A 12,106-nucleotide genomic window follows, 5' to 3' on the forward strand; every position below is an offset into this window, starting at 1 on the left:
TTATACGAGATTCTCCTGTTCGTCCGCCCATTCGAGAAGGGGGTCGAGCTTCTCCCGGAGTTCGTCACCCGTTTCGGTGAGTTCGTACTCGACGCGAGGCGGAATCTCCGCGTACTGCTCTCGAGAGAGGTACCCAGCCTCGACGAGGTCATCGAGGCGGGCCGACAGCGTCGAACTGCTCACCTCGCCGAAGGTATCTTCTATTTCGCCATATCTGGCTGGCCCGATTGCACCAACGACGCAGATTACCTGCATGGCGTAGCGGCGACTCAACAGGTCCATCACTCCACCCAATGGACAGTAGCAGGTTATATCAGAATTCTCCACAGTTGGGTCGTCAGGTAACGAGTCTGGTGTCTCTGGCATAGCTTTCATTCACCGAACTTAGTCCAATACTTCGGACTTGACAGTATAAACACTCTCATCTTCAAAGTAATAGCACACTATGAGTCAGAACGACTCGACAAGAGACGTTGTGTGTACCCTAACCGAAGAACAAGAGAAGGAACGGAGCAAGGAGGTCCGCTCGCGTCTCAGCGCCAACTATGTCGGATTTGAGGAGTCCGCGGATGGCTTGAACGTTCGGTTCGACGGGACTGACGAGTCGCTACTGGCGGTCGCTCAGTTCACGTCGTCCGAATTGAAATGTTGTGCGTTCGCCGACTACGAGATCTCGGTATCGCCGCCATACGAGGAGACGGTTCTGACTCTCACCGGCCCCGAAGGGACGCGACAGCTCTTCCGCGATGGTCTGATCGACCATCTGGAGTCGGAGACACCGTAGACGCCATCTAGTGCGGAAAAACGATGTTAGCCCGGGAGCAGTCAGTCACCGACCGGTAATCTAGAGCCTGAGACCTATTTCAGCTACCTGCTCTCTCGCTGTTCGGCCTTGTTCATCTCGATAAGCAACCGGAAAATCGCCTTCACGAGGTTCGAATCGACCTCGAAGTGCGCCGCGTTCTTCTCGGCGCGCTCCATCACGCGCTCTTCTTGTGATTCGTCGGTCGTGGGCAGTCCTTTCTCGTCTTTGACCTGCGCAACCGTATCTGCAACGTAGGTTCTGCGGGCGATGAGTTCGACGATTCCGCGGTCGATATCCTCGATTTCCTCGCGGAGTTCGTCGAGGGACATCTCCTGAACCGATTCGGCCGTGTCTGTGGTGTCGTCTGTCATAGAATTCGTGCTCCGTCAGTTCGTGTGGTGGTCAGTCTTGTCTCGCCGTCGCGGGCGTCCCATAGCGTCTGGACGCGTTCGAGGTCCGTGCGGTCGCCGACCGCGACGACGCTCGGGCCGGTTCCGGAAAGCGAGACGCCGTCGGCGATGGGCATCGCTTCGACGGCGGGGTCGGTCGGGAAGTCCAGTGCGGCGGAGAAGGCGAGTCCGTTGACGGTCATCGCCTCGGCGTACCGGCCGTCGAGGGCGAGGTCGGCGACGAGGGTCGCCATCGGCGCGACGTTCTCACATCGGCTTGCATCGGCGTCGGCGCTGTATGCGCGCTCGGGTGGTGTCCAGACGAGCACGTCCCAATCGAGTTCGTCGCGGGTGACTAATTCGTCTTCGGTATTGTCGGTGACGACGACGCCGCCGAGCATCGATGCGGCCGCGTCGTCGAACGCGCCGGTGACGGTGACGCCGACCTCGCGGGCGGCGCGGACGCCGAGTCGACACGCGTCGATGCGGGAGATGTCGTCGTCCGGGTCGGGACCGACCGAGCGGCCGAGTGCGGAGAGCGTCGCCAACACGGTGGCGTTGGCGGCGGCGCTGGAACTCTTGAGTCCGGCGGCCATCGGAACCTCGCTTTCGGTCTCGACAGTCCCGCCTTCGCCGTCTCCGAACTCCTCGACGACGAGGTCGACACAGCGCTCGATGAGTCGCGTGTCTGCGTCGGGAGCCTCCGCGATGGTGCCGCGGACTCCGTCGGAGTCGTTCAGTTCGACCGACGCGGTGGTCTCGGCGTCGATAGCAAACGCGGAGCCGGTGCCCGTCGCGAGGGCGTTCAAGACGGTTCCCGCCCCGGGGGCGGTGGCTCGGCCGTGCATACTTGCCGGAGGTTGGCACGCAGTGTTATGTGTGGCGGTCCATGCCGTTTTCGCCCGCATTGTTGCGTTCGCGATATCCCGCGGGATTGCGAGACGCGATGTTTTTCCCGTCCCCGCGGCTACGGTGGCGTATGAGCGCCCGAAACGACGTTGCTCCGAGCACCCTCGGCGTCGAACTCCACGACTTCGGCGTCGAAGTGGAGTACATCGACAACCGAACGACGGTCTATCGGGGCGTCCCCCAGACCGTCACGGGCACGCTATCGACCGGCCCCGGAAAGGAAGTGCACGTCCTCGTCACCGACCCGACCGAGACGGAAGGCGTGATGATGTACGTCAACGACCTGAAGACCCACGACGAAGTGCTCGAATCCAGCGGCGTCGGCCGTGTCATCCTCGCCGAAGAGGAAGAAGAAGAGTTGTTCCCCGGCGTCGTCGTGCGGCGGCTCCCCGGCCACCGATTCGAGGTGGAGGCCGACCCCGACGTCGCTCGCGGGCGCGTGTTCGTCTTCGTCGAGGACGACTGGGGCGAAGACTCCTACGAGTTCGTCTCCGAGTGATGCTCCGAAAGCGCTGGGAGCCACTGGAAAAGCGGACGATTGGAAGCGCGCCAGAAGCCTACGGCTACTACGAACTCGGCGACGAAGACGGTGACCTCGTCGGACGCGGCGTCGGCGTTCTCCGCGACGAGCTAAAGGAGGCGCTCGCCTACGGTGACGGCGAACAGGTCCGGTGGGAGCGAGCGACGTCACTCGAACACGCAGAGCGTATCGCAGCCGAGCACGACCCGACGTAGTAGTCACTCACACCGAGACTTCTCCTCCCTGCCGCCGATTACCGATTTCGCCGACCACTACTGCAGTTTTTGCCGACCACTACTGCAAGTACGACGGGCTATCAGTATCGCAGTTCTCTTCGTGCGCCTTTGCGTCTTGCTCGACGTCGAACAGCATCCCACACTCATCACAGCGGTACCACGTCGCACCATCCTTCTCCGTCGTGGCAACCATGTGTGATTGTACCGCACGAATCCAGAAAATGATTACTCCAGGAGAATGCTCAAGGGCAGAGCCGCCGAAGCGACAGCCATGTCCGAAAACGGGGTGACGCTCGTCGTCCGCGCCGCCGAGAAACGCGACGCGGGACGCGGCATCGCCCGCCTCCCCGAAGCGGCGCGCCGAGAACTCGGCGTGTTGAGTGGCGAAACGGTCGTCATCGAGGGGCCGCGCGAAACGGTCGCAAAGATGTGGCCCGCTCGTCCCGGCGCAGAAGCTGGCGAAATGCTCGTCGACGCCGACACGCGGGCGAACGCCGGCGTGAAAATCGGAGACAGCGTCCGCGTCCGGAAGATAGACGTAGAAGACGCGCGGGCGGTGACGCTGACCGGTCCCGGCGCGTTCGAGCGAACCAGCGTCGACCGGGAAACCATCGAGGAAGTGGTCAAATCGGAGATTCGGAATCGACCGCTCCAGTCCGGCGACCGCGTCCGCGTCGAACGACTCGCTGGTGCTGGCCTCGTCGTCAGCAAAACCCAACCGGACGGCGTGGTTCGAGTTACCGACTCGACGCGAGTGACTGTGACCGCAGAAAGCTCGAAAGGGGCGAGCGAGGCCGTCCGCGACGCCGTCAAGAGCGTGACCGGTACTGACGACGGCGATTCCGAGCGCGGCCGGGCGACCGGCGTTACCTACGAGGATATCGGCGGTCTCGACGACGAACTCGATTTGGTCCGGGAGATGATTGAACTCCCGCTGTCGGAACCGGAGGTGTTCGCCCATCTCGGCATCGAACCGCCGAAGGGCGTCCTCCTGCACGGCCCGCCGGGGACTGGGAAGACGCTCATCGCGAAGGCCGTCGCCAACGAGGTCAACGCCACGTTTACCACCATCTCCGGACCCGAAGTGCTCTCGAAATATAAGGGCGAATCCGAGGAGAAACTCCGTGAGGTGTTCCAGTCGGCCCGCGAGGATGCGCCGAGCATCATCTTCTTCGACGAAATCGACTCCATCGCCGCAAAGCGCGACGACGGTGGCGACCTCGAAAACCGCGTCGTCGGTCAACTCCTCTCGCTGATGGACGGTCTCGACGCCCGCGGCGACGTAGTCGTCATCGGCGCGACGAACCGCGCCGACAACCTCGACCCCGCGCTCCGCCGCGGCGGCCGCTTCGACCGCGAAATCGAAATCGGCGTCCCGAACGAAACCGGCCGTCGAGAAATTCTCGACGTACACACCCGGCAGATGCCGCTCGCGGATGACGTGGATATCGAGCGTCTCGCCTCCAGAACCCACGGATTCGTCGGTGCCGACCTCGAATCGCTGGCGAAAGAAGCGGCCATGACCGCGCTTCGTCGGGTTCGACGGGAGGGCGAAAGCGTGTCCGTCACCGACATGACGGTGACCCGCGCCGACTTCGAGACGGCGATGGCGTCGGTCGAACCCTCGGCGATGCGCGAGTACGTCGCCGAGCAACCGACCAAAGGGTTCGAGGCCGTCGGCGGTCTCGACGACGTGAAACAGACGCTCGAACGGGCGGTGACGTGGCCCTTGACCTACGCGCCACTCTTCGAGGCGGCCGCAACTGACCCGCCGACTGGCGTCCTCCTGCACGGCCCGCCGGGGACCGGGAAGACGCTTCTCGCCCGCGCTATCGCGGCCGAAAGTGGCGTCAACTTCATCCACGTCGCCGGACCCGAACTCCTCGACCGATACGTCGGCGAGTCCGAAAAATCCGTCCGCGAGGTCTTCGAGCGCGCCCGACAGGCCGCACCGAGCATCCTCTTTTTCGACGAAATCGACGCCATCGCGACCAACCGCGACAGCGTCGGGTCGGACTCCGGCGTCACGGAACGCGTCGTCTCGCAACTCCTGACCGAGATGGACAACGCCGCCGACAATCCGAACCTCGTCGTCCTCGCGGCGACGAACCGGCGCGACACCATCGACCCGGCGCTTCTCCGCCCCGGAAGGTTGGAGACTCACGTCGAAGTCCCCGCCCCGGACATCGAAGCCCGCCGCGCGATTCTCGACGTACACATCCGGAACAAGCCGCTCAGTTCCGACGTCGACCTGAACGACGTGGCGGCTCACATGGACGGCTACACCGGCGCGGATGTCGCAGCCGTGTGCCGCGAGGCCGCGCTCAGGGCGATTCAGGATGTCGCCAACGCCTACGAGGGAACCACCGCGAACGACCACACCGACGAGATTCGAATCACCCGCGAGCACTTCGACGCGGCGCTCGACTCCGTCTCGCCGACGCTCGTCTGAGAGCTGAGAGTAGCGGAACTCGGTACAATCTGTGTCCCATGTTCACTCGCAACAGAGGTGTGTCGTGAACGTGGTGTTTCGACGGGAGAGACACGAACCCGCCGATTCGTCGGAAGTCGAATCGGTAATAGCTCGACTCAGATTCGTCAGCGAAGTCGCGCCCGGTAGTAACTCGACTCGGGATTCGAGTACGTCACGTCGGCAACGTCGAGACCCGCATCGGCGGCGACTTCTCGGAGTCGCTCCGGCGAGACTAAGAGGAAGTCGAGGTCCGGCCCCCGCAAGTCGCCGTATTCGACGTGGAACTGTCGGCGCGCGAGTCCGGGTCGTGAGTCGGGTCTGTAGCCGAAGAACTGTTCAGGGTCAATTCGATTCGGGTCGTACGAGTCGACGACGAGTTCACCCGTCGAAGTAGTGAGTTCGTCGAAGGATGCGAGCAGGTCCGCAAGCCCGTCGAGCGACCCCGCGAGTCCGATTTGTGTTCCGATTGCGAGTATCGTCTCGAACCGCCCGGATTCGACCGCCGGGTCGAACATATCGCCGACGAAGGCTATCTCGACGCCTCGTTCTCGGGCCGTGCGAACCGCGTTCGGACTCACGTCGAAGGCGACGACATCGCCGCGTTCCTGCACGGCGAGCGCGTGCTGACCCGCGCCGCAACCGACATCTAACACGGGCGTCCGAAGCGAGTCGAGAAACTCCCACTTCGACTCGGGCCACTCCTCGGACGGGACGAGATAGTGCTCGTAGATGTAGGCATCGCCAACCTCCGCGCCGTCGCGGTAGACGCAGGGCGCGCGCAGGCACCCGCGAAATCTATCGAGCATCGCCAGTCCGAGTGCGTCGTCGGGCATGACGAATGAGCAGTTGCCCGCATGTCAGTTAAATTTAATGAGTTGTATGGTAGCGATGAACAAATTAATCGAGTCGCTCCAAGTCGCCGTGGAGTTCTCGATTCATCACGTCCGCAACGAACAGTCGGATGCGTTTGTGGAGTTCTTCTTCGGTGTCGTACGTCTCGACTCTGAGGTCCCAACGCGCCCGCGCCGCCCGAATCATCTCGCTCGTGACTGTCGCCTCGTGGACGAAGGCGATTCGGTCGCCGTGGGTCTCCGAGAGGCGTTCGAGGACCGACCCGGCCTCTTCGCCGACGCCGAAGTTGTGGCCGAGGAAGGGGAGAACGAACACGGTGGCGTTGCTCGCCTCCGCAAAGGCGATGCTCTGTGTCGCGGCGTCGACCTCGTCGGTATCGACGTCGACATCGACCGCAAGGAACGCATTCACACCGGGGTCAGCCCGGAGCGTCCCCTGTACACGACGAAGCAGGGCGAGCGCGTCGTCGATGTCGTCGCGCGCCGAAAACAGTCGCCGAATCGGGCCGGGGAGGTCCGCGATGTCGATGTCAGCTAGTTCCCGCTCCGAGAGGATGTAGTTCAGGTTAAACGACTTGTAGGGACCCATCACGTAGACGAGAAACCGGTCGTAGGTGGTCTTCCCGAGGGCCGCTCGAATATCGTCGCGTGTGATGGTGTCGCACATACACCACCGTACTGACCGGACCCATATATAAAAAACGGCCTTTTCAGCGATATTCGACTCAAGAACTGTTAAGCCGATACGGACCATCTATCGAACTGAGATGGCGACGAACAACCCGGCGAACTCGGACGGACTTCCCGAAGACCCCGCCGAGTTACTGCCGCCGACGAGCGTCCTCACGCTGGACGAGTATCTCGACATGCAGGCGGCCATCGGCGACCGAACGCGATTTACCCTCCTGTACCGGTTGGTCCACTTCGGCGAGCGAAGCCCGAAAGAACTGGAGGAGGCGCTCGACGTTCGGGCAAACACGCTTCATTACCACCTTCAAAAACTCGTGGACGCGGGTCTGGTCGAGAAGCGGAAACAAACGCGCGCCGACAAGGATGGCCTGTTCGCGTACTACCGCGCCACGTCCCTTGGCGAGGATATCCTCGAATACGGCGTCGAGGAACTCATTCGGCGCGAGCGCGACTACCGCGACGCCTATGCGTCGGGACAGAAATAGAATAGGGAAATACGAACCAGCAGTCGTTGGGTTGCCACGGCACCTGCCGCAGACGCCGCCTATTTGTTATTCCATAACACACCGAAAGGTGATGTCCAATCTCCTCCCCGACGAAGCACAGGAAACACTCGTTTCGACCTGCCGAACCGCCGTCGGCGACAGTCTTCGGTCGATTACGTACTTCAATCGCTTCGACTACGTGCAGGTCTATCTCCGCGACGACCTCGAACAGGAAGCCGACCTGAACTCCTTTATCGGCAACGAGTGGCACGACTTCAAGATGACCCAAGACGCCTATCGGGGGTCTGAACTCGGCGACTACCAGTACACGATTCGCGTGTTCGAAAACGGCTATCTCGTCCGCATCACCATCGAGGACTTCGGCGTGTTCGTCACGACCGACGGCATCTCCATGCAGGACTTCGAGGCGCTTGCCAGCGCGACGACCGAGATTCTCGAAGACTGGGCTATCGCGGAGTAGGCGGCATTCGTGGCGGACGGCGACGTCGAATCAGTCCCAAAACGACTGCGTCCGGGCGTACTCGCGCTCGCGTTCGAGGATGTCGCGGTAGAAGTCTGCGTCGTCGTCGCGGAGTTTGTTGATAATTCGGGCCGCGTTGTGCGGGCCGACCCCGCGGGCCGCGAGCGCGACGACGGCTTTGTTCCCGTGGGCCTGCACCAGACTCGCAGAGCGGTAGGCCCGCTTCGTCAGGCGCTCCTGTTCGTCGTCTTTTTCCGGGGCTCGAACCGCTTTCACCGCTTCTTCGTCCCACGGGTTGAGGGCGGCGACGCGGGTCGCGCCGCAGTTCGGACACGTCGGCGGGTCGCGCACGCGTTTGACCTTCGTCTTCCGCGTCCACTCCTTGCAGTGGAGACACGCGAGGAGCACCCGGTCGTTCTGAATCCGCTCTCGAATCGTCTCGATGACGCTGGCGTCGGCGTTTTCGGGGACGAGCAAGTCGGTTCCCGAACTCCGGCCGCCGGTACCGATGGGTGTCGGTTCGCGGGCGACGACGAGTTCGACGTCGCCGTCGTGGATGCGCCGTAGCAGGTCGACCGCCTCCTCGACGGCGAGGTCCGTGTGGAACACTTCTCTGATTGCTTCGTCGAAGATGGGGGTGTCTTCGAGCGCCGCGAGAAGTCTGTCGCCGCCGAAGCGGCCCTTTCCCTGATAGCGCTTGAGCGCCCCGAACTTCGCGGCGACCTGCGCGAGCGTGAACTTCAGCGAGTCCGAGCGCTTCAGCGCGAGTTCGAGCAGCGCTTCGACGTGTTTCGGGTCCGTCTCCCGAAGCACCTCGGCGAACGTCGTCGGGCTGACGTTCCCCGGCACGTCGAACTCGACCCGATACGGGTCGACTTCCATCCCGACCGACGAGCCGGTGCGCTGGCCGATGAGTGCCGACAGAAGCCTCCCGAGCGTTTCGTTCACCCGGTGGCCGTAACAGGAGTTGAGCGTCACCTTCCGTGGCGACCCTTCGAGGACGAGTCTGTCGGCGGTCGGAATCGACGCGTCAGCCTCGGCCTGTCGCTCGATGGGACCCAAGGCCGTCGAGACGGTTCCCTCGTCGGTCGGGTACCGCATGACGACATCGCGGGCGACGTGCTCGCGGTCTGCACCCGAGTTGAATTGGGGTGCCGCTACATCGCGGAGTTCGCCCACCTCGCCAGCCACGGGCGCGGGAACAGGAATCTCCGAGCCGACCCACGACGGCACCTCGCCGCCGGGGTCTTCGATGGGCGAGACGTTCACCCGCGCCGCTTCGTCGTCTACATCGTTGACGCGCCACATCTCGCCGCGCTGGATGAACGTCGCTCCCGGCGAGGCGAAGTTGAGGACGAATTTTTCGTCGAGGGTGCCGATTTGCCGACGCGAAGACATGTCGTGTACGTCGTAAGTCTCCTCGTCGGGTATCATCGAGAGATTGGCGTAGAAGTACTGCCACGTGCCGCCCGACTTTTCGAGGCGGTCCTTCTCCTCGTCCAGCCAGAGGAGCCGATTACCGGAGAGTTCGCGGACGACGGCGCGGAAGTCGTCTTCCGACAGGTTTCGGAAAGGGTACGCCCGCGTGACGATTTCGTAGGCCCGCCGGGCCGAGACGTCGCCGTAGTCCATGACGATGCCCACAATTTGGTTCGCTACGGTATCGAGGCTGCCGTGGTGGACGCGCGCGGGTTCGACCTCGCCTGATTCGGCCCGACGGGCGATAGCGAGTGCTTCGAGCGTGTCGTCCGGGTGGTCCGTGACGATGGTTCCCCGAGAGACGACACCCAACCGGTGTCCGGCGCGGCCAACGCGCTGGAGGAGTCTGGCGACCTCGCGCGGACTATTGTACTGAACGACGTGGTCGACCCGGCCCACGTCGATGCCGAGTTCCATCGACGACGTACAGATGAGCGCGTCCAACTCACCGGCTTTGAATCGGTCTTCCACGTCGATTCGCACGTCCTTCGAGAGCGACCCGTGGTGGACTTCGATAGGGTCGTCGAGCGCCTTGAACCGAGAGCCGAGCGCTTCCGCAGTCTGGCGGGTGTTGACGAAGACGAGCACCGACTGGTGGTCGCGGACGATGTCGCGTATCGTCCGGACGTGACTCGCGATTTCGGGGTCGGTGGCGAGTTTCCCCGCCAATCGCTCGTCCTCGTTCGTCACGTCGGGTCGAACCACGTCGAATTCGACGCGGTTGTCCACGTCGACTTCGATGATTTCGAAGTCGCGGTCACCAGTCAGGAACTTCCCGACTTCCGCCGGTGACCCGACGGTCGCCGACAGACCGATTCGCTGGAACGACCCCGCGAGTTCTCGAAGACGCTCTAACCCGATGGTCAACTGCGCGCCGCGCTTGGCCGACGCGAGTTCGTGGACCTCGTCGACGACGACGTGTTCTACGTCCGAAAGCGCCTTTCTGAGCTTCTTTCCGGTCAACATCGCCTGCAACGTCTCGGGCGTCGTCACCAACACGTCCGGCGGGTCGTTGGCCTGCTTCTGTCGTTGGTACTGCGTGGTGTCGCCGTGGCGAACGTCGATGTCGATGTCGAGTTGTTCGCCCCACCAATCGAGGCGCTGGCGCATGTCGCGGTTCAGCGCCCGAAGCGGGGTAATGTAGAGTGTGGAGATTCCGAATCGGTCCTCCGCGTCGGCGATGGCCGAAAAGACCGGCAGCATCGCCGTCTCCGTCTTTCCGGTCCCGGTCGGCGCGATGATGAGACCGTTCTTTCCAGCGGCGAGCGGCGGAATCGCACGACGCTGTGGCTCGGTCGGCGTCGTGAATCCGCGCTCCGAGAGGGCATTTCGGACGGGTTGCGAGAGCCTCGTAAAGGCGTCCATTCCGGCGGCCTCGCCGTCTGGCATCGACCGAGGTTACGCTTCGAGGCGATTAAGCGCACCGCTCGGGGTGGTCATCTCCGGCGGATTCATGTTTCGTGTGCGTCAAGTTCGGTCGTGTCCCCGAATCGTCATCGCAATCGTCGCGACGGCTGTGGTGGCTGCTGTGATTCCCGCCGCAGTGAACGGACTCTGGTATCCCGGCGACGACAGTGTAGCGACAGAGTGGGGCCCGCTCGTCCATTTCGTCGTCGGGAGCGCAGTCCGATACGTCGTGATGAATTCGTGGGAGCTCGTTTCGGTGGTCGCCTGATGTGGGTGCCACTCACCGAGGTTGGTGTGACACTGTGACCCCGGAACGAACGTTCTGGCTGTTGCAGGCGGGGTTCACGCTCGGGAATGTACTCCTCATGTTCGGTGCCGACGACGGCGACGCCGAACTGTGGCAACTCGTCTTCACCGCGGCGCTTCTGGCCGTGACGCTCGTATCAGTCGTGTACGCGATTCGAGAACGAGAATCGGGTGTTCCCGAACACTTCCGCGAAGGGTCGGGATGGCAACAAATCACACGCATTGGGAGTACTGCAGTGTTCGTCCTCGGCGTCCTCGTATTCGTCTTCGGGTAGTCCGCTCGTTGGCCCTCAGACGTTCCGGTAGTCACCCAACCGCGTTCCATCTAACAGGTACGCCTCACCACCGACCAGCCCGTCCGGGAGGAACGGCGACAGAAAGCCTTGCCCGGGGACGTTGACCCACGTTCCGCCGGAGGTGTTGTTGAACACCGGAAACACTACCAACTGAGGGTCGTTCCACTCCAATTCCGCCACGTCGACCCCGTAGTGGTCGGCGAACACGTCCGGAACGAGCGACCCGCGGAGCCAGACGCGCTCTTTTCGCGCGCCGCCGACTTCGTCTTCGAGTCTGACCGCCGGGTGTTCGTGGGCCGAACAGACCACGTCGGCGGCGAGCACCTCCCGTGAGGGCCACGTGTGGCCGTGGCAGAATCCCACGTCGCCGAGTCGGACGCCGGAACGGGCGGTCACCTCGACGCGGTCATCGAAGAAGTCCGCGAGGCCGCCGTCGTGATTGCCGGGGACGAGCGTCATCTCGGCGCAGTCGGTCACGGCGTCGACGAGGTCACGCAGCTCTTCGGCTTCGTCGCCTTTCGGGTCGCCGATGCGGTGGCCGAGGTCGCCGAGGACGACCAGACGGTCGGCTCCGGTTCGGTCGAGAAGCGACAGCAGTCGCTCGCGGCGGACGGCGGCGTTCGACGGGAGTTCGACCCCCCGTTCGTACCGCAGTCCGGACTCGATACCGGCGTGGTAGTCGGCGACGACGAGTGAACGCTCGGGGAACCCGCGGCGCGTTGTTCGGGCGACAGCGGCGGGATGGCCGGGAATCGGTTCGACGAGCGGCTCGGACACGA

The 12,106-nt window shown here is 63.2% G+C and carries 16 protein-coding genes; 8 read left to right on the forward strand and 8 right to left on the reverse strand.

The genetic code is table 11. The features are described 5' to 3' along the window. A complete protein-coding gene (locus tag HFX_RS06835; protein WP_004057093.1) occupies positions 1-282 on the reverse strand; it encodes a winged helix-turn-helix transcriptional regulator in 282 nt (93 codons plus the stop codon). A gap of 163 nt (positions 283-445) precedes the next feature. Here HFX_RS06835 and HFX_RS06840 point away from each other — a divergent pair, with 163 nt between their 5' ends. Continuing rightward, complete coding sequence (locus tag HFX_RS06840; RefSeq protein WP_004057091.1) at positions 446-784, forward strand: hypothetical protein; 339 nt, start codon at positions 446-448, stop codon at positions 782-784. Positions 785-867: 83 nt separating this feature from the next. On the opposite strand, the gene HFX_RS06845 is transcribed toward HFX_RS06840, so the two are convergent. Continuing rightward, positions 868-1,176: a chorismate mutase gene (locus HFX_RS06845; protein ID WP_004057087.1), complete on the reverse strand. Its 309-nt coding sequence runs from the start codon at positions 1,174-1,176 to the stop codon at positions 868-870. Next, a complete protein-coding gene (locus tag HFX_RS06850) occupies positions 1,173-2,042 on the reverse strand; it encodes a shikimate kinase (protein ID WP_004057085.1) in 870 nt (289 codons plus the stop codon). Before HFX_RS06850 ends, HFX_RS06845 begins: the two co-directional genes overlap by 4 nt. A gap of 131 nt (positions 2,043-2,173) precedes the next feature. On the opposite strand from HFX_RS06850, the gene HFX_RS06855 reads away from it, so the two are divergent. After that, positions 2,174-2,602 carry a DUF5796 family protein gene (locus tag HFX_RS06855; RefSeq protein WP_004057083.1) on the forward strand — a complete coding sequence of 143 codons (429 nt, stop codon included), beginning with the start codon at positions 2,174-2,176 and terminating at the stop codon, positions 2,600-2,602. Further along, positions 2,602-2,838, forward strand: a complete 237-nt coding sequence (locus HFX_RS06860; RefSeq protein WP_004057081.1) for a DUF7508 domain-containing protein — start codon at positions 2,602-2,604, stop codon at positions 2,836-2,838. The genes HFX_RS06855 and HFX_RS06860 overlap by 1 nt, the downstream gene beginning before the upstream one ends. Before the next feature lie 79 nt (positions 2,839-2,917). Here HFX_RS06860 and HFX_RS20475 read toward each other — a convergent pair whose 3' ends face one another. After that, a complete protein-coding gene (locus HFX_RS20475) occupies positions 2,918-3,052 on the reverse strand; it encodes a DUF7128 family protein (protein WP_004057079.1) in 135 nt (44 codons plus the stop codon). A gap of 78 nt (positions 3,053-3,130) precedes the next feature. Here HFX_RS20475 and HFX_RS06870 point away from each other — a divergent pair, with 78 nt between their 5' ends. Next, entirely contained in the window at positions 3,131-5,311 is a 2,181-nt protein-coding gene (locus tag HFX_RS06870; RefSeq protein WP_014732291.1) for a CDC48 family AAA ATPase, read from the forward strand. A gap of 146 nt (positions 5,312-5,457) precedes the next feature. Here HFX_RS06870 and HFX_RS06875 read toward each other — a convergent pair whose 3' ends face one another. Further along, a complete protein-coding gene (locus HFX_RS06875; RefSeq protein WP_004057073.1) occupies positions 5,458-6,165 on the reverse strand; it encodes a methyltransferase domain-containing protein in 708 nt (235 codons plus the stop codon). A 64-nt stretch (positions 6,166-6,229) separates the two neighbouring features. Continuing rightward, on the reverse strand, positions 6,230-6,850 hold the full coding sequence (locus HFX_RS06880) for a DUF7509 family protein (protein WP_004057071.1): 621 nt from the start codon (positions 6,848-6,850) through the stop codon (positions 6,230-6,232). Positions 6,851-6,950: 100 nt separating this feature from the next. On the opposite strand from HFX_RS06880, the gene HFX_RS06885 reads away from it, so the two are divergent. Both HFX_RS06885 and HFX_RS06890 read left to right on the forward strand, forming a co-directional pair. Continuing rightward, a complete protein-coding gene (locus tag HFX_RS06885) occupies positions 6,951-7,358 on the forward strand; it encodes an ArsR/SmtB family transcription factor (protein WP_004057069.1) in 408 nt (135 codons plus the stop codon). A gap of 91 nt (positions 7,359-7,449) precedes the next feature. Further along, positions 7,450-7,839 carry a DUF7522 family protein gene (locus tag HFX_RS06890; protein ID WP_004057067.1) on the forward strand — a complete coding sequence of 130 codons (390 nt, stop codon included), beginning with the start codon at positions 7,450-7,452 and terminating at the stop codon, positions 7,837-7,839. 30 nt (positions 7,840-7,869) lie between these two features. Here HFX_RS06890 and HFX_RS06895 read toward each other — a convergent pair whose 3' ends face one another. Then, a complete protein-coding gene (locus tag HFX_RS06895; protein ID WP_004057065.1) occupies positions 7,870-10,707 on the reverse strand; it encodes a DEAD/DEAH box helicase in 2,838 nt (945 codons plus the stop codon). Between the two features lie 73 nt (positions 10,708-10,780). On the opposite strand from HFX_RS06895, the gene HFX_RS06900 reads away from it, so the two are divergent. Together HFX_RS06900 and HFX_RS06905 are read left to right on the forward strand one after the other, a co-directional pair. Beyond that, positions 10,781-10,993 carry a hypothetical protein gene (locus HFX_RS06900; RefSeq protein ID WP_137685666.1) on the forward strand — a complete coding sequence of 71 codons (213 nt, stop codon included), beginning with the start codon at positions 10,781-10,783 and terminating at the stop codon, positions 10,991-10,993. Positions 10,994-11,027: 34 nt separating this feature from the next. Further along, entirely contained in the window at positions 11,028-11,306 is a 279-nt protein-coding gene (locus HFX_RS06905; RefSeq protein WP_004057062.1) for a hypothetical protein, read from the forward strand. A gap of 15 nt (positions 11,307-11,321) precedes the next feature. Here the strand turns inward: HFX_RS06905 and HFX_RS06910 are convergent, their stop codons facing one another. Next, positions 11,322-12,104 (reverse strand): metallophosphoesterase, encoded by a 783-nt coding sequence (locus tag HFX_RS06910; protein WP_004057060.1) that lies wholly within the window; start codon positions 12,102-12,104, stop codon positions 11,322-11,324. Positions 12,105-12,106 lie beyond the last annotated feature (2 nt).

It is taken from the genome of Haloferax mediterranei ATCC 33500, assembly GCF_000306765.2.
Classification (GTDB): domain Archaea; phylum Halobacteriota; class Halobacteria; order Halobacteriales; family Haloferacaceae; genus Haloferax; species Haloferax mediterranei.